Genomic DNA, 21331 nt, shown 5'->3' with positions numbered 1-21331 from the left:
AGAGGAACCCGATAAGTTGGTCAGTCAATGCTCTGCTCCCAGATCAGCGGGGAGCATCACGCGGCCCGTCGTCATTTCAATCAATCGGATAATTGCCAAATAGACCGAGACCGCGGCCGCCAAAACCGCGCCTACAAGGCCAATGGCGTAGGAATACCAAACCGGGAAGGCCAGTTCCAAAGTGGTCTGGCCCGAATTCAGTTTCCCCATCATGCCGCCGTAAAGCTGCACTGCGATCAGCACCAGAACGGCAGCGAAGATCACCTCTGTCACCCCGCGAAGAACGCGGTTGGTGCCCTCGGACATCTGCGAGGTGAAAATATCCACGGTCGCGTGCCCACCGGTGATCTGGCAAATTGGGAGAAACGCGAAGATCACAAAGCCGATGCCGGCCTCGATCAGCTCGAACGTTCCAAGGATCGGGCCAACGCCCGCGTCGATCATCCATTGTCCCAAACCAGCAAGGACATCCGCGTCTTTCATCCAATGAAACAGGCGGTCAAGGACACGCATAACGACAGAGAAAACTGTCAGTAGAATGACGGCAGACAACATGATCCCGCCAAGAATAGCCATCAAGCGGGAAAGAGACATAAAGGCGCGATGCATGGGACTTCCGAAAGTTTGGGTAGAAAAAGGGCCACGGCAGATCATCTGCCGTGGCCCGTTCTGCCTAGGGGCTTACTGAGCGCATTCGCCAGTCATCAGCTCATTTGCACGGTCGATCAACGCCTGACCGTCCATGCCGTTTTCGGCAAGATCAGCAACCCACGCCGCGTAGATCGGCTCTACGACAGGCATCCACTCGGCTTGGGCTGTTGCCTCATCGATGGTGATAATGTTGTTGCCCAAATCAACCGCGATATCGCGCGCCGGACCATCGGCGTCAGCCTGCGTACCACCGGCAAAGATCGAGAACTCAAGGCCAGAATGCTCGTCCACGATTGCCTGAAGATCGGCAGGCATGGAGTCATAGGCTTCGTTGTTCATCGCCAGAACGAAGGTCAGGTTGTACAGCGCGTTGCCCTCGAACTCCGTATGGTTCTCGACCAGTTCAGCAACACGCAAGGACGCGGTAACTTCCCAAGGGATCGTTGTACCGTCGATAACACCGCGCGAAAGCCCCTCGGTCACAGCAGGTACAGGCATCCCGACCGGCGTAGCACCAGTGGCTTCAAGCAATTGGTTCACCAGACGGGAACCGCCACGGATCTGCATGCCTTCAAGGTCAGAAGGGCTCTCGACAGGATCTGCCGTGTGGAACAGACCAGGGCCGTGAACCCAGGTACCCAGAAGGTGCACAGAGGAGAATTCCTCCTGCATGCTTTCCTCATACATCGTCCAGTAGGCGCAGGACGCGGCACGGGCATCGGCAACCATGAACGGCAGTTCGAAAACTTCGGTCGAAGGGAAACGGCCCGGCGTGTAGCCAACCACGGTCCAAACGATGTCGGCAACACCGTCGATCGCTTGGTCCATCAGCTCTGGCGGGGAACCACCCAACTGCATGGAGGGATAACGCTCGATCGAGATACGACCGTCAGAGGCTTCTTCGATCTGGTCCGCCCAAACGTCCAGAACCAGCGTCGGCACGTTCGCCTGCGCGGGCAGGAATTGGTGCATCCGCAAGGTCACTTCCTGGGCAAATGCGCCCGACGCGGCCATCGCGCCCACGGCAACAGTGCCAAGCGCTGTCATAAGTGTTTTGTTCATCATGTTGGTCTTCCTCCCAGTGGTTTTTCCCGGAGGCGGTCACGCCGCCCTATCCCGGAACATGCGCAGTTGAGTTTCCCTTACTCAACCACAAGATTGATGGATATGAAGCATAATCGTTATGCCATGTCACTATTTTTGTGCGAAACGCACAATTCTACCGGCCTTTCCGCAATAAAAATTCGCTCCCACCCCACAGGGGCCATTGCTCTGCTTTGGTGCCCCCCGAGAGCCACCCTTTCCACAGAGCCCTGCACAGCGGCAGGCCCTCCGATAGAATCCTTGCGCTGCCTGTCGGGGCCAAGACTGTTTGCAACCGCCTCATTCCAACACCTGCAACCATTCTTCCTGCACTGGGCCCAACTGGTCCAGCAGTGTGTGAACACACTTCCTACAGGCAATTTCCGCCCTCTCCGCACCCAAAACAGCCTCTGCCGCCGGGTTGGAGCGGAGGGCAAGCCGACGCCAGCCGTGCAAGACCAACACCCGAAGCGCGAACCGATCAAGCGGAGCCTCGGGCAGCGTATCGATGACGCCGACCAATTTCGCCAGCCCTGCAAATGCGTCTTCACACGCGGCCTCTGCGACCTCAGTGTGCACCCAATCCGGCAGGCCCCGGTCGCTTGGCTTGGCCACCATCCAATCGTCCGGCACGCCCTCTAGCGTCCCCGCGACAAAGCCGAAGTTGCGCGAGATCGGGATGGCCGAGGCTCCATTGGGCAGCAAGGCAAAGCCATCGGGCGCATCGGGCGGCAAACCCACAAGATACCATTCTTCGCATCCGGCGCCGGGCCCATAGACCCGTTCTTCAACCTCGCCCACTTGCTTCAACCCGGTCGCAGACAGGCCGTGATATCCCACGCGCCCGTCGCGGCGACTTTCAACCCAACCGTCCCGTTTCAAGCGGTGCAACGCCACCCGCATCGCTTGCGGTTGCAGTCCAAGCCGTTCCACCAAGGCCGACAACACAATGCCCGACACTTCCGCGCCGCTGGACCGCCCCACATCCCCAAGGCAGGTCACCAGAACCGACCACAGCTTAAGAGGCGCGTCCGCGGCAAGTGCCTCGGCCAGATCCCGAACCGGATCACGCAACACTGCGGCCCTTTTGTTCGGTTGCTGTCTTCATTTCGCGACCATCGTTAACAACTCATATTCCGCAACGGCATCGCCGTCCTGATTGGTGACCGCTGCGTGCCAGCGCACCTCACCATACTCCTCCGTCCGAGATTTCCTATCCATTACCGTAAGGTCAACAACAATGCTGTCCCCCGGCACGACAGGCTTCAGGAATCGCAAGTTATCCAGCCCGGTATTCGCCAGAACTGGCCCCTCGGCGGGCTCCACAAACAGACCCGCCGCAAAGCTGAGGATCAGGTAGCCATGGGCGACGCGGCCCGGAAAGAACGGGTTCCGCTCGGCTGCGGCCTCATCCATGTGGGCATAGAAGGTGTCCCCGGTGAACTCCGCAAAATGCGAGACGTCTTCCAAGGTAATCTCGCGCGGCTCGGTACGCAGAGTGCGCCCTAGGCTCAACTCGTTGAACTTCACTTGGAAAGGGTGCTGCGCCTCGGGTTTCTTTTCAGCGCCGGGAAGCCAGCGCCCCGTGACCGAAGTCAGCATTGTGGGAGAGCCCTGGACCGCCACCCGCTGCATATAGTGTTTCACCGCGCGGATACCGCCCAGCTCCTCACCGCCGCCGGCACGCCCCGGCCCGCCGTGGGTCAGATGCGGCATCGGCGCGCCGTGGCCTGTGGCCTCGGCCATGCTGTCACGGTCATTTATATAGACACGGCCATGCCAAGCGCCGATCCCCGTCACGACTTCACGTGCCACGGCAGGGTCATGGGTAATGACGGAAGCCACCAAGCTGCCGCCGCCCCGGTTCACCAGCGACACCGCATGATCCAGATCGCGGTACCCCATCAGGGTCGAGACCGGGCCAAAGGCTTCGGTTTCGTGGACGGCCGTGGCCGCATCAGGATCGGCGCAATGGAACAGCTTGGGGGACACAAAGGCCCCCTTCTCGATGTCGCCCGCAACTTCGCCTTCGAACACGCATTCGGCTTCACTGGCGATAATGGCGGCCTTTTCCAGCACGTCTTCACGTTGATCCGCCGACACGACGGGCCCCATACGAACGCCCTCATGGCGCGGGTCGCCCACGACAACGCGGGAAAGCCGCGCCGACAGCCCCTCGATCAGGGGCTGGAGAAGCCGTTCGGGGGCCAAAATGCGTCGAATGGCGGTGCATTTCTGGCCCGCTTTCGTGGTCATCTCTCGGGTGATCTCTTTCACGAAGAGATCAAATTCAGGGCTACCCGGCTCAGCATCTGGGCCAAGGATCGTGGCGTTTAGACTGTCTTGTTCCGCCGTGAAGTGCACGGCGCGGTCCAGCAAGCCTTGATGCCCGCGCAACATCCGCGCGGTTTTGGCGGAGCCGGTAAAAGTCACCGAATCTTGCGCATCCATATGGTCCAACGCATCACCGACACCGCCGCTTATCAGCTGCAACGCACCATCGGGCAGGACGCCCGCATCCAACATGATTCTCACACAAAGCTCTGTCACGTGGCAAGTTGCCGTGGCCGGTTTCACGATCGAAGGCACGCCCGCCAGAAGTGCCGGAGCAATCTTTTCCAACATCCCCCAGACGGGAAAGTTGAACGCGTTGATGTGCAACGCGACGCCCAGTTTCGGCGTGTAGATGTGCTGACCGCCGAAAGCGCCGGTCTTGCCCAACTGCTCGAACCCGCCGTCAATCAGGACATGACCTTCCGGCATTTCCCGCCGCCCCTTGGAGGCGAAGACAAACAGCGTGCCGATGCCGCCATCCACGTCAAATCCATGGTCCGCTTGGGTTGCACCGGTGGTGAACGACAGGTCGTAGAGCCGTTGTTTGTTCTTGTTAAGATGAAGCGCCAGCGCCTTCAGCATCCGCGCCCGGTCGTGGAAATCCATCGCCCGCAGGCCTGGCCCGCCCACTTCGCGGCCATAGGCGATCATGCCCTGCACGTCCAAATCCGCACGGCCCGCCTTGGCGATCACCTCCCCGGTGGAGGCATCCGCGATTGCGCGTGCGCCCGCATCTGGACCGATCCACACGCCCTTTGCGAAACTTTCAACATGTTGCACAATATTTCCTCCCCGAAAATTCTTGTAACACTTTGCGCGATCAGACAGGATGCTGCAAGTAAAGTTTGGGAGGACTTCCGCTATGGGCCTTGGCAGCACCGCGACAGCGGATGAAAAAACCATGCACGCATGTCGTGCCGTTGTGGTGTATAACACGTTATGACCCCGAAAGAGCGTGCAACCCGAAGCGCCGCCGCCATGTGGGAGGGCGACAAGGCCTCGGCCTGGGTCGGCATGGAGATTGCCCATGTCGATGAAGGCGAAGCGACCCTGACCCTTATGATTCGGGAAGAACATTGCAACGGGCACGGCATCGGCCACGGCGGCGTGACCTTTATGCTGGCCGACAGCGCCTTCGCCTTTGCCTGCAACTCTCGCAACGTCGCAACGGTGGCCCAACACAATACGATCAGCTTTCTCGCCCCGGTCCGCCTTGGCGATACGCTGACCGCCACCGCCATCGAGACGACCCTGAAGGGCCGCTCGGGCATCACTGACGTGACAGTCACCAACCAATCCGGCGAGAAGATCGCCCTGTTCCGAGGTGCGTCCCGCGCGCTCGGCTCTGCTTTGTTTGAGGAATAAGACATGCGTGACCTCACCCCCTCTCGCGATTCTCTTGATGCGATTGAAATTGCGTCCCGTGATGAGATTTCGGCCCTGCAACTCGACCGGTTGAAGTGGTCCCTGCAGCACGCCTACGACAATGTGCCGTTCTACAAGGCACAGTTCGATGCGGCGGGCGTGCACCCCACGGACCTGAAATCCTTGAAGGATTTGGCGAAGTTCCCATTCACGGTGAAGTCGGACCTGCGAGACAACTACCCGTTCAACATGTTCGCCGTGCCCCGTGAGAAGATCGCGCGAATTCATGCGTCCTCCGGCACCACGGGCAAACCTACGGTCGTGGGCTACACCGATGGCGACCTTGATATGTGGGCCAATATGGTCGCGCGATCCCTACGGGCGGCGGGCACCAAACCCGGCGACATGCTGCACAACGCCTATGGGTACGGCCTGTTCACCGGCGGCCTAGGTGCCCATTACGGGGCCGAAAAGCTCGGCTGTACGGTCGTGCCCGTATCCGGCGGCATGACCGCGCGGCAGGTCACACTAATCGAGGATTTCCGTCCGACCACGATCATGGTGACACCGTCCTACATGCTTAACATTCTGGAGCAGTATCACCGCCAAGGCATCGACCCGCGCGATTGCTCATTGGAAGTGGGCGTCTTCGGGGCCGAGCCCTGGACCAACAAGATGCGCGCAGAGGTGGAAGCCGCTTTCGACATGCACGCCGTTGATATCTACGGTCTGTCGGAGATCATGGGCCCCGGCGTCGCCAGCGAATGCGTAGAAACCAAGGACGGGCTGCACATCTGGGAGGACAACTTCTACCCCGAGATCATCGACCCGGTCACCGGGGAAGTGGTCGAAGATGGCGAAATGGGGGAACTGGTTTTCACCACGCTCACAAAGGAAGGTATGCCGATCATCCGCTATCGCACGCGAGATTTGACCCGACTTTTGCCCGGCACTGCGCGGTCTATGCGGCGCATGGAAAAGGTGACAGGCCGCTCGGACGACATGATGATTCTGCGCGGGGTTAACGTGTTCCCCACCCAGATCGAAGAGCAGGTTCTAACGGTCGAGGGCCTTGCGCCCCACTATCAGATCGAGCTGCTGAAAGAAGGCCAAATGGACGCCATGCGTGTCCACGTTGAATGCCTGCCCGAGCATAGCAGCGCCGAGGCACAGGCCGCCCACGGGGCGACCTTAAAACACCGTATCAAGGAGGTTGTCGGCATCACCGCGGTCGTTGTTGTAGCAGAACCAGGCGGCGTCGCCCGCAGTGAAGGCAAGGCGAAGCGGGTGATCGACAACCGATCATAAATCGACTCCGGCCCCAATGAAGCGTTACCAATTACACGAATTGAATTTCATGTGGTAACGTTTTGTTGGACTTGGCACGGGAAATCTGCTAGAGTCGTCTTAACACACCCAGTGGCTCCTTTCGGATCCACCCAGGCATCTTATGGAGTGATCTCATGTACGCTCAAATGGTCAAATCCGAGGCAACCTCTGACGATCCGGAAAAGCTTGCCGCTTTTCAGGCACGCATCGATGCCGGCGAAAAGATTGAACCGAAAGATTGGATGCCCGAAGGCTACCGCAAAACACTGATCCGCCAGATCGGCCAGCATGCTCACTCCGAAATCGTCGGCCAATTGCCCGAGGGCAACTGGATCACCCGCGCCCCCACGCTGGAAAGGAAGGCGATCCTGCTGGCAAAGGTACAAGATGAGGCGGGCCACGGCCTCTACCTCTATTGCGCGGCTGAAACGCTGGGGATTTCCCGCGATGAGATGACCGAAATGCTGCTGGACGGACGGATGAAATACTCTTCCATCTTCGCCTATCCGACACTGACATGGGCCGACATGGGCGCGGTCGGCTGGCTTGTGGATGGCGCAGCGATCATGAACCAGGTTCCGCTTCAACGCACATCATTCGGGCCCTACGCCCGTGCGATGATCCGGGTCTGCAAAGAGGAATCTTTCCACCAGCGCCAGGGCTTCGACATCATGATGAAGATGTGCGCAGGCACGGCCGCGCAAAAGGCCATGGCCCAAGATGCCCTGAACCGCCTGTGGTTCCCTTCCCTGATGATGTTCGGCCCCTCGGACGCCGAAAGCACCCACTCCAGCCAGTCGATGGCATGGAAGATCAAGATGAACTCCAACGACGAGCTGCGCCAAAAGTTCGTGGATCAGACCGCGCCCCAAGCGGAATACCTTGGCCTGACGATCCCCGATGACACGCTGTCGTGGAACGAGGAGAAAGGCGGCTACGACTTCGCCGAACCCGATTGGGACGAATTCTTCGATGTTCTTAAAGGCAACGGCCCCTGCTCGACGGACCGCATCGCCACCCGCCAGAAAGCCTGGGACGACGGCGCCTGGGTCCGCGAAGCCATGACCGCCCACGCCGACAAGAAACGCTCCGCGAAAGTCGCGGCTGAGTGACAAAATCTCTTGCAAGAGATTTCTCAGAGCCTTGCAAGGCTCTGCCCACGCCCTTGCAAGGGCGTGCCAAGGCTTTTGCAAAAGCCTTCTGCCCCAAGATGATAGGTAAGGCACTGTTATGAAAGATAAACGCGAATGGCCCCTGTGGGAGATTTTCATTCGGGGCCAACACGGCGCCTCGCATCGCCATGTGGGCTCTCTCCATGCGCCTGACGCCGAAATGGCGATCCTGAACGCCCGCGATGTCTATACCCGCCGCAAGGAAGGCGTCAGCATCTGGGCGGTGCCCGCCAGTGAAATCGCGGCCTCCAGCCCTTCCAAGAAGGGCCCGATGTATGATCCGGCGGAAGACAAGGCCTACCGCCACCCCACGTTCTTCAACATCCCCAAAGAAGTAGGGCCCATGTGATGGAGACAGCAGAAAACACCGCCCTGTTCGAGTTTCTTTTGCGGATGGGCGACACCACCCTTATCCTGGGTCATCGCCTGTCGGAATGGTGCGGTAAAGCCCCGATCCTCGAAGAAGATATCGCGCTTGCCAACACCGCTCTCGACTTCATCGGTCAAACCCAACTTTGGCTTGGCCTCGCAGCTGAGGTGGAAGGCAAGGGCCGCTCCGCCGATGATCTCGCCATGCTGCGCGACGCATGGGATTTCCGCTGCTGCCTTCTGGTGCAGCAGCCCAACGGCGACTTCGGCCAAACGATCATGCGGCAATTCCTGTTCGATCACTGGCACTTGGCACGCCTCGGCTCCCTGAAGAACAGCGCCAACGATCAAATCTCCGCCATTGCTGCCAAGGCCGAGAAGGAAGTCACCTACCACGCAGAACGTTCCGCCGATCTGGTGATCCGCTTGGGCGATGGCACGACCGAGAGCCACGACAAAATGCAAGGCGCGCTCGACCTGCTTTACCCCTATGTGGGTGAATTGTTCGTCGAAGATACCACCATGCCAGCTGTCGCGCCCGACCCCTCGCCCCTGCGCCCCGCCTATGACGCCACCATCGGCGCCATTCTAACCGAGGCCACCCTGACAATCCCCGAAAGCCGCTTCGCCCACCAAGGCGGCCACACAGGCGCGCGGCATTCCGAACATCTAGGTCACCTGCTGACGCAGATGCAGTGGTTGCAACGGGCCTATCCGGGCGCATCGTGGTGAAGCCCTCTACCCAGCAAGTGTGGGACTGGCTGGACGACGTGCCAGACCCGGAGATTCCCGTGATCTCTCTGGTCGATCTTGGCGTCGTCCGGGGCGTTGTCTGGCGCGAGGACACCTTGGAAGTCACCCTGACCCCCACCTATTCAGGCTGCCCCGCCACTGCGGTGATCGAGATGTCGGTGACCGAGGCGCTTCACGCCAAAGGCATCGACAACCTCTCCCTCAAGCGCCAAATCGCGCCGCCTTGGACGACCGATTGGCTCTCTGAAAAAGGCCGCGCCAAGCTAGAGGAATACGGCATCGCCCCGCCAAATCCCGCCGGCGGTCCTGCCCATTGCCCCCGTTGCCAATCCTCAGCCGTCGAGCGCATCAGCCAATTCGGCTCCACCCCCTGCAAAGCCCAATGGCGCTGCACGGAATGCCTCGAACCCTTTGACTACTTTAAGTGCATATAACCATGGCCAAATTCATCCCCCTCACCGTCACGCACATTCACCGCACCACCGCCGATGCGGTCTCTCTGCGACTAACCCCTACCGACGGCTCCACCCTGCCTTTCACCCAAGGCCAATACCTTACCTTCCGTCAGGAAATCGACGGCGTGGAATTGCGCCGCGCTTATTCCATCAGCGCCGGCGTCACCGATGGCACCTTGGAGGTTGGTATCAAGAAAGTGCGCGGCGGCGCCTTTTCCACTTGGGCAAACGAGACCCTCAAAGTCGGTGACCGGATTGAGGCGCTCTCCCCCATGGGCACCTTCCACACCCCCCTGAAACCCGAGGCTCGCCACCACTACATCGGCTTCGCCATCGGCTCTGGCATCACGCCTATCCTGTCGATCCTTCGTAGCACCCTCGCGGTCGAGCCCAACAGCCGCTTTACCCTGATCTACGCCAACCGGACCGCCCGCGATGTGATGTTCCGTGAGGAACTAGAGGACCTCAAGAATGAGAACCTCACCCGCCTCAACATCGTCCACATCCTCAAGAATGACCCCACCGGCATCGACCTGTTCACCGGCCGTATCGACGCCTCCAAACTGGACGCCATGTTCGCCCAATGGATCGACGTGGAAACCGCCGACGCCGCCTTCATCTGCGGGCCGGAATCTGCCACAGAAACCATCGCCGACCGCCTGTCACATCACGGCATGGCACCAGAGGCGATCAAATACGAACTCTTCGCCGCCGCGCAACAGGGGCAACTGCCTCAAAGCGCGCTACACGACGATAGCGCCACAACCACCACCGCCACGATCATCGTCGATGGCACGGCTCAAGACGTGGATGTTGCCCCCGGCGAAACCATCCTCACAGCCGCCCTGCGCGCGGGCCTCGATGCGCCCTACGCTTGCAAAGCGGGCGTCTGCTCAACCTGTATGTGCAAAGTCCTCGATGGCGACGCCCAGATGATCACCAACCACGCCCTCGAAGACTACGAAGTCGCCCGTGGTATGGTGCTTAGCTGCCAAGCCCTGCCAATCGGCGACAAGATAACTGTGGAATACCAAGATCACTAATCGCGCCCGCTCCTTCATCTTGGCAAATACAACTCCCCGCGGAGCGTCCCGAACCCGGCCCCCCTCGCGAATGCTCGCTTCCGGTCACACCGTACAAGTCCTCAGAAGCCCACGCACAAAAAAGCCCCGCGCGGATCACTCCGGCGGGGCGATTTAGGCGTATCTGATAGGCTTAGTTGGTGCCGTCAGACGAATCAGACCCGGCAACGACGCCAGCGATCACAACAGCCGCACCAAGCACAGCGAGGAAAATGCCCGCCTCGCCTGTCAGCGTCCCGACTGTCACATCGGTTGCAGGGGCGGTGGCGACAGGCTCAATACCTTGCGCAACAGCTGTGGTCCCAAAAGAGGCGATGAGTGCGGTCGTCAGAAGGGCCTTTTTCACGGCACTACTCCAAATTTATTAAAATGATTTTGTGACGCTATTTTGATCAAGATCGGGATTCAAGCCGCTGGACGACGAATTCGCGCCGCACAAATGTAACCCCGTGCTGGGTAACGAAAATATATTGCTTCATTTCCCGGAGCACCTTTCTCAATCCGCCGCCCTTCAACAGGGCAACAAACCCCGCATCCTCCGTGGCGCCTCAAATGGCCAAAAAGGCCATTCCCTGAAATTCCCCCCGCTACCAAGCCGCTCTTCGCTCCGCCCAAAACAGTCCATCGCTATCCCCATCTCTTCGCCCCACCCTGCCAAAAGCCTCAATGTCATTTTCATTGCAGTCTGAAATTCTTCGCCCATTATGCCAAAGGTTAACGACGCAACCGCTGATCTAGGGAGGATGGGCATGGTTGGACTTCTAAGTCCGCCTCGTGTGGCGAAAGAACCATCGCCGGTTGGGGAGGTCGAAAAACTGGTAGAATACCGGACGGCCCATTGCAGCGCCCATTCGGAAGCTGCCAGCTATCACACCAATCACCCCGCTCGGGTGCAGTTTCGCTTTGCGAACCCGATCATGTGCCGCCTGACCGCCGGCCATAAGGTTATGCGCGTTGGCGGGAGCGAGGCCTTTGGCTTTGATGTCGGCGACACGATGTATGTCCCGCCTGGCGTTGAAATTGACATCGACCTCGGCGCCGCCCGCCCCGATGCCCCGATTGAATGCGACTGCTTCGAGATTGAAGCCGGGCGCATGGGCAACCTGATCGGGCGCTTGAACGAAAGCCTCTCGGCCAAGGGGCAGGATTTGTCCGTCGCCCTGAACTGGAACGAATTCGCCGTATATCGCGGAGAAGAAGCCGAAAGCCTGCGCCTTGGGTCGCTTATGTCGATGTTCCGGGGCGAAAGGGATCTGCTGGCCGATGCCCGCATCGAGGCGCGGATTGATGAAACCGTTTTGGCGCTTCTGCATCTACGCTCCTCGGATCTTCTGACGTTTGAGAAGATGACCGACGTGGATAATGGCGTGATGGCCGCCGCCCGCCTGATCCGCAACAACCTTGATCGCCAACTATCGTCCGACGAATTGGCCCGCACCGCTTGCATGAGCATCTCGACCCTGCATCGCCAGTTCCAGAAACACTTTGGCACCTCGCCTCGCAAATTCGCCAATCAACTCCGCATAGCCGAGGCCAAGCGCCAACTGCGCGCCTCTAAGGGCTCCATCGAAGGGATGGCCGCGCGGCTGGCGTTTTCAGACGTCAGCCACTTCACCCGCCAGTTCCGATCCAGCGTCGGAGAGACCCCGGCAGAGTACCGCCGCCGTCGCGAAACAGGTCATATAATGCAGCATTGGGAATGAGCGGCTAGAAATTGACACTCCCGTTCCTATTCAACCCATCGCCGTAATGTCAGCCTGATCCAGCATATAGTTTGGGAGGACGACATGCTTGATTGGATCGGCGCGGGCACAGACGCGCAGGCAAACCCACAACAGCTTTTCATTTCTGGCGAATGGCGCGATGCCCAAGGCGGCGCATCGTTTGAAAATACCAACCCCACAACCGGAGAGGTCTTCTCGGTTGCAGCCGATGCGGGGAAAGCGGATATCGACGCAGCGATTGCTGCCGCCGCCGCCGCACAGCCCGCTTGGGCCGCTACGCCCCCCGCAGCCCGGATCGCGCTGTTTCACAAAGCAGCCGACCTGTTTGAACAGCGGATTCAGAACTTCGCAGAAGTGCTCATGGCGGAAACCGGCTCGGGCTTTGGCAAGAGCATGTTTGAATGTGCCAACCTGACGGCGGTTGCTTTGCGCGGCGCAGGTGCACTGGCTACTCAGGAAATCGGAGAGATTTTTCCCTCCAACATTCCGGGCAAAGTGAACCGTACCATCCGCAGCCCCAAAGGGGTCGTGGGTGTTATCTCACCTTGGAACTTCCCGCTTTATCTGTCGGTGCGCGGCTTCATCTATGCCGTTGCTTTGGGCAACACGGTCGTCCTGAAACCGTCCGAGGATTCCCCCGTGTCCGGCGGGCTTATGCTGGCCGAACTTTTCCAGGACGCGGGCTTTCCGCCCGGCGTCATCAACGTCATCACAACCGCCCGCGACGGTGCCGCCATGGTGGGCGAGGCCTTTGTCAACGACAAGCGCGTGAACGCCATCAGCTTCACCGGCTCTACCGCTGTGGGCAAAACGCTCAACACAGCCTGCGCCGCGGTGTTCAAGCCGATCATGTTGGAACTGGGCGGCAAGAACCCGATGATCGTGTTGGACGACGCCGATGTGGACCGCGCGGTCAATCTGGCGTTCTTCAGCACCTACCTGCACCAGGGGCAAATCTGCATGTCAGCGGGCCGCATTCTGGTGGCGCGCAACCTCCACGCAGAATTTGTCGAGAAGTTAGCCGCCAAGACCGCGCATTTCGTGCCGACGGTCCCGCAAGAACAGACCTGTGTCATCGGGCCCGTCATCAACGCCCGCCAGTTGACCCGCATCCAAGGGCTTGTGGATCGCGCTACCGCCGCAGGAGCCAAACTGCGACTGGGAGGCGAGACCGAGGGGCCGTGGTTCAAAGCTACCATTCTGGATGGAGTCTCGCCCGACATGGACATCTGGCGCGAGGAAATCTTCGGTCCGGTCGCCTGCATCACGCCGTTCGATACCGAGGAAGACGCTCTGGCGATGGCCAATGACACTGAATACGGCCTGACCGCGTCCATCGTCACAGGCGATCTGATGCGCGGCGAAATGCTGGCCGAGCGAGTGAATGCAGGTATGGTGCATGTAAATGACAGCACCATCCACGATGAACCCCACTGCCCTTTCTCTGGCATGGGGGCGTCGGGCGGGGGCGGAAAATGGGGGCCAAAAGGCGCGATCGAGGCCTTCACGACACAGCGATGGATCACCTCGCAGCGCGTCCCTTACGACCTTCCGTTCTAACGCATCACGGCGCGGCCCACGGGCTGCGCCGTGACACATCAATAGTAGGCAGTTCGCGAATTCATACCACTGGGAGGAGAGATGAATGACACCGCACCACCTAGAATTTAACCCCACAACTGACCATGTCGCCCGTTTGGGCCGGCGTGACTTTCTGCGAGTCTCGGCTGTGGCCGCCGGACTGGCGGCTACCGGATTGGCAAGCCTTGCCCCCAGTGCCGCTTGGGCACAGGTGCCCGAGGGCATCAGCCATATGACGCCCGAAGAATACGCCGTTTGGCACCGCCTGATGCGCGCCCTTCTTCCAACCGAGGGCAGCACTCTGGTAGATCCAGAAACGCTCCCGGTGTTGCAGACCGTCGATGGGGCTTTCCTTGCCACCCTACCCGCGCCGGTTCTGGCCAACCTCAAAGGCGGCGTTGCCTATTTCAATGAGGCTGCCAGCGACCCCTTCGGCAGACCCTTCATCGAGCTGACCAACGAGGAAGCCACGCAATACTGCGATGCTTTGGCCAGCTCTGACGAAGTACCTGCACGGGCGTTGTTCTCTGCACTCAAGTTCCTGACCGTTACCGCCTATTGGGCGATCCCTCCCACGTGGGAACCCATTGGTTTCCAAGGCCCCGTCGCAGAGGCCTGGGGGCTTGAGGTCTATGAAAACGCGGCTTTGCCGCAGACGTAATTGGGAGGGAAAAAATGACAGAACATGTGCAAGTGCAGGCCCAGGGCCTCAATGTTGTTGAAGCGGTCAACGTCACACAGACGCAAATGGATTTTACCGCCGATGCGGTGGTGATTGGGTCCGGCGCAGGCGGCGCGATTGCCGCTTATGAATTGGCCAAATCCGGCAAAAGCGTGATCGTGCTGGAAGCGGGTCGCTATGTGCCCGCAGAGCGTATGACAGAAATGACCGCTGTGTCCCTTGGCACCATGTATGCAGATCATGGCGGTCAGGCGAATTCGCAGGGCGATATCACCATCTTGCAAGGCGCTTGTGTGGGCGGTTCTACCGTCGTGAACGCAGCACTTTGCTTTCGTACGCCGGATCACTATCTGCGCCTTTGGGCTGAGGAATTTGGCCTTACCAACATTTCAACCGAGGTGCTGACCCCCTACTTTGAAACGGTCGAGCGCAACATCTGGATCACCCAAAACGAGGCTTGGGAAAGCAGCCCCGGCGCCGAGCTCATCAAGCAAGGCATGGAGGCCGCGGGAAATCCTATCGGCCACGCCAAACGCAACGTAAAAGATTGCGCCCTGACCGGCTTCTGCTTTGCCGGCTGCAAGACCAACCGCAAGCAATCCATGCTGGTCACTTATCTACCTTGGGCACAGGCTTACGGGGCCGAAATCTACGCCGACACAAGGGTCAATGAAATCCTGTCGGAAAACGGCCAAGCCACTGGCGTCACGGCCGAAGTGATAAACCCCGACACCGGGGAGAAGGTCGCGGACATGACCGTGACCGCCCCGATTGTGGTGCTTGCGGCCGGGCCAATACAATCGCCCATCCTGCTGATGAAAAGCGGGCTGGCCAATTCGTCCGGTCAGGTGGGCAAGAACTTTGCCTGCCACCCCTCTCTGTCGCTGACAGCTGAGTTCGACGAAGAGGTGAACGATACCGTGGGGGCTACTCATTCGGTCTATATGGATGAATTCGTTCTGCCCGATGAAAACGGCGTCGGCGGGTTCATCCTGCTTAACGCGATCGAGCAGCCGGTGTTAGCGGGCGCCAGCCAGAACCCCGGGACCGGGCGGCCCTATGTGAACTTGATGGAGCGCTTCGCCAATACGATCCGGCTCATCACGTTGCTGCACGACAAAAACTCCGGTGAAGTGACCTATGAGAACGGCATGAAGTCGATCAATTATACGGTCGATGACGAAGACTTCGAGTCGATGAAAGAGGGCCTGAAAGTTAACGCCCGCATCCTTTTGGCGGCCGGTGCTTCGAAGGTCTACATCCCCACAACCCTCTCTCGAGTCATCGAGTCCGAGGCCGATGTCGATCCCGTCATCGACGCCCTGCAAAATGAGCGTTCGCGGTATCCCTATACGTCGTTCCATCCCCAAGGCACGCTGCGGATGGGGGCTGATCCCGCGACAACGGTGGTCAATCCGATGGGCGAAACCCACGACGTGCGTAACCTCTATGTTCTGGATGCCAGCATCCTTCCGACCTCGATCGGCTATAACCCGTCGGAAACAGTTTACGCCTTGGCCAGCTACATCAGCGACCAAATCAACGCGGCACACCCCTAACTCTTGTGTCTCTCCCCAAGGGTGACGGGGCTCCATACTCCGTCACCTGACCCAAGAGAACTGAGCCGAGCTTGGCCGTTGGTCAACGCTCGGCGCTTTTTTTTGCAATCCACGTGGCGGCGGTGGAGCGGTTGCCATGCAGCCCGCCGAAAGCTATATTCTCTCCACTCGGACCGAAGGAATGGAACTATGGATCGCGCTCTCGCTTTTTGATCACCCCTTGGGATTTTCAAATGTCGAGTATCGTCCATGCCCTCTGTTGTTCTGTCCAACCTGTGTTGGCACACCCCCGATAACACACCCCTGTTCCGCAATCTTGATCTGACCTTCGGCCTTCTGCGCACTGGCCTTGTGGGGCGGAACGGGGCGGGGAAGACCACTTTGCTACGGCTTATCGCCCAAGAGGTTGCGCCCCGCTCTGGTCGTATCCACACGCGAGGCCGGATTGGTTATCTTCGTCAAAACCCAGAAAGCCAGCCCCAGACCACCTTGGCCGATCTGTTCGGCATAAAGGCGCAGCTGGCCATCTTGGATCGGGCCGCGCAAGGCCTGGCCTCCGCCGATGATCTGGCCATGGCCGATTGGACGTTGGAGGCCAGATTGGCCACCGCCTTGGCCGAAATGGGGCTCAGCCACCTGCCACCAGACACCCCCCTTACCACGCTATCGGGTGGGCAAAGGACACGGGCAGGCTTGGCTGCCTTGATGTCCACCAAGCCCGATATCGCCCTGCTGGATGAGCCGACAAACCATCTGGACCAGACCGGGCGCGAATTGGTTGTTGAGGCCGTCCGCAAGTGGCAGTGCTGCCTGATCGTGGCAAGCCATGACCGCGCGTTGCTTGCCGCGATGGACGCGATTGTGGAGCTTTCCCCCCTTGGCGCAAAAACCTACGGCGGCAACTACGACGCCTATCGCGCCATGAGGGATAACGACCTCATCTCTGCGCGAAAAGACTTGGTACAAGCGCAGCGTAATCTGTCCCAAACCAAGGTGCGTGCCACTCAAGCGGCAGAGCGCAAGGCCCGCACAGACAGCCAAGGGCGCAAATTGCGGGCCTCGGGCAGTCAGCCAAAGATACTTATGGATGCCGCGAAGGAGCGCAGCCAAAAGTCGGGTGGGGCACAAGCCGCCTTTCGTGACCGGATGTTGAAGGATGCCCAAAGCAAGTTGGAAGCCGCGCAGAACGCTGTCGAAATCCTGCAACCACTCTCGATGGATATCCCCCGCTGCCGGCTTGTTAAGGGGCGGGATGTGGTGCGGGTTGAAAACCTCTGCTTCGCCTATCCACCAGACGCGCCAATTCTTCAGAATATCTCATTTAGCATTCGCGGTCCTGAAAGGGTGGCTCTGGAAGGGGCGAATGGTGCAGGAAAATCGACGCTTCTAGCCTGCATCGGCGGACAGTTGAGGCCCGACAGCGGCCAAGTGGAACTGCACGTGCCCGCAGCGCGGCTGGATCAGGATATGTCACTGTTTTCACCGGACGAGACCATCTCCGACGCCTTCGCCAGACTTGACCCGACGACCACGGAAAACGACCGCCGCGCCGTGCTTGCCCGCTTCCTGTTTCGCGGCGACGAGGCCCAGCAAACAATCGCCAAGCTAAGCGGCGGCCAGCGCCTGCGTGCCGGGCTTGCCTGCACATTGGGCCATAGTCAGCCCAAGCAGTTGCTTATTCTGGACGAGCCCAACAACCATCTGGACATCGACGCGTTAGAGGTGCTGGAGACCGCGCTCAATGCGTACGATGGCGCGCTTCTTGTGGTGAGCCACGATGCCGCTTTCCTGAAACGGATCGGAATTGAACGGCGGGTCTGTCTGTAAAGCCCGACGCAGGAAAGCCCATAGGCGTCCCCGCTCTACAAAATACAAAAAAGGAACGCTGGAAAGACATCTTTCCGGTCCGCTTCACTCCAAAGCGGGGACTGCCACTTTGCTAACGGCAAGAATTCCCGCAGTTAAATATCCCCACAAAGCGCAACCTCAATTCCCAACTTGGCAGCCAAAGCTGAACGGACCGCAATGATCTGACGCGCACTCTCATCGCTATCGGCATAGGCCACCTGAATGTGATTGGCCTTGTGACGCCCCATCATCGCGTCGCGACCTACCCCCGAAAGAACGCCATGCATGATTGGCCACTCATAGGTGGTAGCGCGGCTTCTTCGTTCGGCTTCGCCTTCAGGAAGCTCAACCGCGTGGCCCCTCCCGATATCAAGTTTTAGGCGGCCTTCCTCGACATAGACACGACTCCAAACAATGGCACCGGGCTTGGCATAGCCTTTGAGGCCTCCCCCGCCGCTGGGGAAATACATTGCCGGTTGACGCAGACTTTCAGACCCGGACCATCCGCCCTTGTGATGTGCAGGGGGAGCGGCACCGGAGATTTCGAAAACCCAGACGAACCCCTCTACTGTTCCGCTCGCATCCTCATCCCCCCACCGCAAATCGTGCAACGTGGTTTCAACCGGCTGGTTCAATTCACGGTGCACCCGCTCGATCATCATCGCATCAAGGCCCGCGCATTCGTCCACTTCGTTAAAGTGAATGACCGGGCGTCCGTCGCGGATGATTGTTCCGTCGGCGCGTTTCACCGGAGGACGTTCGGAGTTATTCAACATGCCCTCCACGAGGTCCGAGGCTGGCCACAAGTCCTTCAAGCCCTGTTGGTATTGAATCCCAATAGAAGCACACCCAAACTCGTCCGACATGCGCACTGCGGCAATGTACATCGCACATTGATCAATGACCTGTTCTTCGGTCAATTCCGTGGCTGGGTCGCTTCCGAAATGGAAGGTCATGCCGCGCGCGACCATCCAGTCGTAAACGCTGCGCGCCTCGTCACGGTCAACTTCGCGGGCCGCATAATAAAGGGCCGACTGTGACAGACGTTCCTTGAAAATGCCCATTGGCATCAGAAGTTCGTCGGGAATGATGGCGTTGTACATCCCCATGCATCCCTCATCGAATATCCCTATGATCAGCTTGTCTCGGCGCCATTCATCTGCGATCCGGGAGGCCAGATCACGGCTATCTGCATCGGCTTTTTCCGCATCCCAAGGACAGACATGAGAAGCGTCATGCTCGATCCGTCCAGCAGTCAGCCACGTCTTCAATCCGTTCAGGAAAAACGCGTCATCGAAGGCTTCGCTCCATAGCGTTGAATAAGGCACGCCTGCCTTGGTCAGTGATCCATTCAGGTTCAACATTCCTACAAGTCCGGGCCACTGCCCACTCCAGTTCGCGACTGTTAGGATTGGCCCTTTGTGCGTGGTTAGGCCGGGCAGAACATGGTGTGAGTATTGCCAGACGGCTTCGGCCACGATCAGAGGCATGTCTGGATCGATGCCTTGAAAGACATCCATCCCCTCGCGCTGGCTGGCAATAAATCCATGCCCCTCCGACTTGATCGGATGCGCACGCCACAATTCGTGCCCCATACTCTCGAGGACTTCGCGTAGCTTGTCCTCCATAGCTTTCTGAGCGGGCCAACAGGTCGTGTTGGCACTTTCGCGGGAGTCTCCGCTGGCTACGAGTGCGATGCGAGTCATTTAAGCTTCTCCATTGAGGGTCATAATCCGCTCATAGGCCGCATGGTCGTCCTGCATGCGACGGAAAACATTATATTTTCGGGAATGGTATTCGGCCACGGACGCCCTCGGACGGACGGTCGCGGCACCGGGCGCAAGCGTGCGCATGGCCGAGGTGGCATCTGCGAAGAGATCAGCTGCGACGCCGCCAAGTATCGCGGACCCCAGAAGAACGGGCTCAGGCGTGTCGGGCACCAGAACCGAGCAGCCCGTCGCATCCGAGAGTTCGCGCAGAAACAACTGGTTGCGAGCCATGCCGCCAGACACGACCAGCGTGTCGATCTCTACGCCGTTGGTGCGCATCGTCTCAAGGATATGGCGCGTGCCGTAGCCAAGGGCCTGAAGCGTGGCGAGATAATCTAGTGCCGCATCTGTGGGCCCTGTCTCAAGCGTCAAGCCATCAATCCCAGCTCGGCGGCGCGGGTCCGCAAGGGGAGACCGATTGCCGTGTATGTCGGGTTGGATGTGGCGATACGCTGTCAACTCAGCCATCTCGGACCCCGCCGCCATGAGATCAAGTTCGGCATCGAGACGGTCAAACAAACTCTCGCCCGAACCCTGTGCTTCCTTTCGGAGATCCGCCACGGCGCCATGTCGTGCAAGGATAGCATCTATAAGAGCGCCGGCGGCGGATTGGCCGCCTTCAAGGCACCACTTCCCTTCGGTGACCGCGCCATAATATGGCCCCCACACCCCCGGTACGAAGGCCGCTTCATCGGCAAGAGCGATATGGCAAGTCGACGTCCCGGCGATAACGGCAAGTCGCCCGCCGGTTTCTGCCTCCCCTGCGCCAAGTGTCCCGATTGCCCCTGCGTGGGCGTCGATCAATGAGGTAGCCACCGGTGTCCCCGGGGCCAAACCCATCTCGGCGGCGGCGCGTTCAGTTAAATGGCCTGCCAAACTGCCGGGCGTTTTGAATTGAGTTCCAATGCGTTCATGGCCAGATCCGGTAAGGTCGGACAATCCCACCGCATGCAAAAACGCGTCGTCCCAGCCCTCACCCTCTGCACCGAGATGACCCATATAGGTCCACTTGCAAACCGCAGAGCAAAGTGATCGCGCTTCGGCCCCAGTCGCCCGGTGGGTCAACCAGTCTGGCAAGTCCCAGAACCGGGTTGCCGAATTCCAACTCTCGGGTTTCTCTCGTTGGAGCCACCGCAGCTTTGGCAATTGCATCTCCGGACTGATGACGCCCCCGACGTGGGCTAGCGGAGCGCCACCAATCCGGTTTATCTCTTCCGCATCACCCGTAGCGCGGTGATCCATCCAGACGATTACATCCTGATTTGCATCGGCATCATCCTCCGGCCCTACCGCCACAGGCTGACCGCCCTCCCCGCTCACCACTAAGGAGCACGTCGCATCGAAGCCGATCCCTGCGACATCAGACGCTGCAGCCCCCGCCGTCGCTATCGCCGCACGAACGCTGCCGCAGACCGCAGACCAAATGTCAGCGGAGCTTTGCTGCGCCCAATCAGGTCGGGGACGCCACATCTGGATTGGGCGCTCGTGCGATGCCAACAACGTGCCATCTGAAGTGAATACGCCAGCTCGCGCGCTGCCGGTTCCGACATCAATGCCAATCAATAAACTCATCGA

General features: G+C 59.5%; 19 protein-coding genes. 12 read left to right on the top strand and 7 right to left on the bottom strand.

Annotated features, from left to right (window positions below; translation table 11 throughout):
• Nucleotides 1-24: 24 nt before the first annotated feature.
• From K3728_03225 to paaZ, 4 genes are all read right to left on the bottom strand, one after another.
• Nucleotides 25-609: a TRAP transporter small permease gene (locus K3728_03225; protein ID UWQ96271.1), complete on the bottom strand. Its 585-nt coding sequence runs from the start codon at nt 607-609 to the stop codon at nt 25-27.
• A gap of 72 nt (nt 610-681) precedes the next feature.
• The gene (locus K3728_03220) at nt 682-1716 is read right to left on the bottom strand and encodes a TRAP transporter substrate-binding protein (protein ID UWQ96270.1); all 1035 of its coding nucleotides are present in this window, start codon (nt 1714-1716) and stop codon (nt 682-684) included.
• 318 nt (nt 1717-2034) lie between these two features.
• On the bottom strand, nt 2035-2808 hold the full coding sequence (locus K3728_03215; protein ID UWQ96269.1) for a hypothetical protein: 774 nt from the start codon (nt 2806-2808) through the stop codon (nt 2035-2037).
• A 30-nt stretch (nt 2809-2838) separates the two neighbouring features.
• Nucleotides 2839-4971, bottom strand: coding sequence for a phenylacetic acid degradation bifunctional protein PaaZ (paaZ, locus tag K3728_03210; protein UWQ96268.1), 2133 nt, complete (start codon nt 4969-4971; stop codon nt 2839-2841).
• A gap of 36 nt (nt 4972-5007) precedes the next feature.
• Between paaZ and paaI the strand changes: the two genes are divergently transcribed.
• From paaI to K3728_03175, 7 genes are all read left to right on the top strand, one after another.
• Nucleotides 5008-5433 carry a hydroxyphenylacetyl-CoA thioesterase PaaI gene (gene paaI, locus K3728_03205; GenBank protein UWQ96267.1) on the top strand — a complete coding sequence of 142 codons (426 nt, stop codon included), beginning with the start codon at nt 5008-5010 and terminating at the stop codon, nt 5431-5433.
• A 3-nt stretch (nt 5434-5436) separates the two neighbouring features.
• Nucleotides 5437-6741, top strand: a complete 1305-nt coding sequence (paaF, locus tag K3728_03200) for a phenylacetate--CoA ligase (protein ID UWQ96266.1) — start codon at nt 5437-5439, stop codon at nt 6739-6741.
• A gap of 155 nt (nt 6742-6896) precedes the next feature.
• Nucleotides 6897-7874 carry a 1,2-phenylacetyl-CoA epoxidase subunit A gene (paaA, locus tag K3728_03195; protein ID UWQ96265.1) on the top strand — a complete coding sequence of 326 codons (978 nt, stop codon included), beginning with the start codon at nt 6897-6899 and terminating at the stop codon, nt 7872-7874.
• Between the two features lie 118 nt (nt 7875-7992).
• On the top strand, nt 7993-8283 hold the full coding sequence (gene paaB / locus K3728_03190; GenBank protein UWQ96264.1) for a 1,2-phenylacetyl-CoA epoxidase subunit B: 291 nt from the start codon (nt 7993-7995) through the stop codon (nt 8281-8283).
• Entirely contained in the window at nt 8283-9035 is a 753-nt protein-coding gene (gene paaC / locus K3728_03185; GenBank protein ID UWQ96263.1) for a phenylacetate-CoA oxygenase subunit PaaC, read from the top strand. The genes paaB and paaC overlap by 1 nt, the downstream gene beginning before the upstream one ends.
• Nucleotides 9032-9490 carry a phenylacetate-CoA oxygenase subunit PaaJ gene (gene paaJ, locus K3728_03180; GenBank protein ID UWQ96262.1) on the top strand — a complete coding sequence of 153 codons (459 nt, stop codon included), beginning with the start codon at nt 9032-9034 and terminating at the stop codon, nt 9488-9490. The genes paaC and paaJ overlap by 4 nt, the downstream gene beginning before the upstream one ends.
• A gap of 2 nt (nt 9491-9492) precedes the next feature.
• Entirely contained in the window at nt 9493-10554 is a 1062-nt protein-coding gene (locus K3728_03175; GenBank protein ID UWQ96261.1) for a 2Fe-2S iron-sulfur cluster binding domain-containing protein, read from the top strand.
• Between the two features lie 172 nt (nt 10555-10726).
• On the opposite strand, the gene K3728_03170 is transcribed toward K3728_03175, so the two are convergent.
• On the bottom strand, nt 10727-10939 hold the full coding sequence (locus tag K3728_03170) for a hypothetical protein (GenBank protein ID UWQ96260.1): 213 nt from the start codon (nt 10937-10939) through the stop codon (nt 10727-10729).
• A 403-nt stretch (nt 10940-11342) separates the two neighbouring features.
• Here K3728_03170 and K3728_03165 point away from each other — a divergent pair, with 403 nt between their 5' ends.
• The 5 genes from K3728_03165 (at nt 11343) to K3728_03145 (ending at nt 17966) form a co-directional block, all read left to right on the top strand.
• A complete protein-coding gene (locus K3728_03165) occupies nt 11343-12296 on the top strand; it encodes an AraC family transcriptional regulator (protein ID UWQ96259.1) in 954 nt (317 codons plus the stop codon).
• Between the two features lie 84 nt (nt 12297-12380).
• The gene (locus K3728_03160; GenBank protein UWQ96258.1) at nt 12381-13877 is read left to right on the top strand and encodes an aldehyde dehydrogenase family protein; all 1497 of its coding nucleotides are present in this window, start codon (nt 12381-12383) and stop codon (nt 13875-13877) included.
• Nucleotides 13878-13962: 85 nt separating this feature from the next.
• Complete coding sequence (locus tag K3728_03155; protein ID UWQ96257.1) at nt 13963-14559, top strand: gluconate 2-dehydrogenase subunit 3 family protein; 597 nt, start codon at nt 13963-13965, stop codon at nt 14557-14559.
• A gap of 14 nt (nt 14560-14573) precedes the next feature.
• Nucleotides 14574-16139 carry a GMC family oxidoreductase gene (locus tag K3728_03150; protein ID UWQ96256.1) on the top strand — a complete coding sequence of 522 codons (1566 nt, stop codon included), beginning with the start codon at nt 14574-14576 and terminating at the stop codon, nt 16137-16139.
• 249 nt (nt 16140-16388) lie between these two features.
• Nucleotides 16389-17966, top strand: coding sequence for an ATP-binding cassette domain-containing protein (locus K3728_03145; GenBank protein UWQ96255.1), 1578 nt, complete (start codon nt 16389-16391; stop codon nt 17964-17966).
• Between the two features lie 134 nt (nt 17967-18100).
• Here K3728_03145 and K3728_03140 read toward each other — a convergent pair whose 3' ends face one another.
• Together K3728_03140 and K3728_03135 are read right to left on the bottom strand one after the other, a co-directional pair.
• Complete coding sequence (locus K3728_03140; protein UWQ96254.1) at nt 18101-19693, bottom strand: fucose isomerase; 1593 nt, start codon at nt 19691-19693, stop codon at nt 18101-18103.
• On the bottom strand, nt 19694-21328 hold the full coding sequence (locus K3728_03135) for an FGGY-family carbohydrate kinase (protein ID UWQ96253.1): 1635 nt from the start codon (nt 21326-21328) through the stop codon (nt 19694-19696).
• Nucleotides 21329-21331 lie beyond the last annotated feature (3 nt).

The sequence above is a fragment of the Rhodobacteraceae bacterium M385 genome (genome assembly GCA_025141835.1).
Classification (GTDB): Bacteria; Pseudomonadota; Alphaproteobacteria; order Rhodobacterales; family Rhodobacteraceae; genus Gymnodinialimonas.
This window is presented reverse-complemented; position numbering and strand designations above follow the sequence as displayed.

Bases quoted from the DNA above. Each gene is read 5' to 3' on its own strand.
- paaB (UWQ96264.1), top strand. From the start codon at position 7,993: ATGAAAGATAAACGCGAATGGCCCCTGTGGGAGATTTTCATTCGGGGC.
- K3728_03135 (UWQ96253.1), bottom strand. From the start codon at position 21,328: ATGAGTTTATTGATTGGCATTGATGTCGGAACCGGCAGCGCGCGAGCT.
- paaC (UWQ96263.1), top strand. From the start codon at position 8,283: ATGGAGACAGCAGAAAACACCGCCCTGTTCGAGTTTCTTTTGCGGATG.
- K3728_03165 (UWQ96259.1), top strand. From the start codon at position 11,343: ATGGTTGGACTTCTAAGTCCGCCTCGTGTGGCGAAAGAACCATCGCCG.
- K3728_03155 (UWQ96257.1), top strand. From the start codon at position 13,963: ATGACACCGCACCACCTAGAATTTAACCCCACAACTGACCATGTCGCC.
- paaA (UWQ96265.1), top strand. From the start codon at position 6,897: ATGTACGCTCAAATGGTCAAATCCGAGGCAACCTCTGACGATCCGGAA.
- K3728_03220 (UWQ96270.1), bottom strand. From the start codon at position 1,716: ATGATGAACAAAACACTTATGACAGCGCTTGGCACTGTTGCCGTGGGC.
- K3728_03150 (UWQ96256.1), top strand. From the start codon at position 14,574: ATGACAGAACATGTGCAAGTGCAGGCCCAGGGCCTCAATGTTGTTGAA.
- K3728_03160 (UWQ96258.1), top strand. From the start codon at position 12,381: ATGCTTGATTGGATCGGCGCGGGCACAGACGCGCAGGCAAACCCACAA.
- paaF (UWQ96266.1), top strand. From the start codon at position 5,437: ATGCGTGACCTCACCCCCTCTCGCGATTCTCTTGATGCGATTGAAATT.
- paaZ (UWQ96268.1), bottom strand. From the start codon at position 4,971: ATGGTTTTTTCATCCGCTGTCGCGGTGCTGCCAAGGCCCATAGCGGAA.
- K3728_03175 (UWQ96261.1), top strand. From the start codon at position 9,493: ATGGCCAAATTCATCCCCCTCACCGTCACGCACATTCACCGCACCACC.
- K3728_03140 (UWQ96254.1), bottom strand. From the start codon at position 19,693: ATGACTCGCATCGCACTCGTAGCCAGCGGAGACTCCCGCGAAAGTGCC.
- K3728_03145 (UWQ96255.1), top strand. From the start codon at position 16,389: ATGCCCTCTGTTGTTCTGTCCAACCTGTGTTGGCACACCCCCGATAAC.
- paaI (UWQ96267.1), top strand. From the start codon at position 5,008: ATGACCCCGAAAGAGCGTGCAACCCGAAGCGCCGCCGCCATGTGGGAG.
- K3728_03225 (UWQ96271.1), bottom strand. From the start codon at position 609: ATGCATCGCGCCTTTATGTCTCTTTCCCGCTTGATGGCTATTCTTGGC.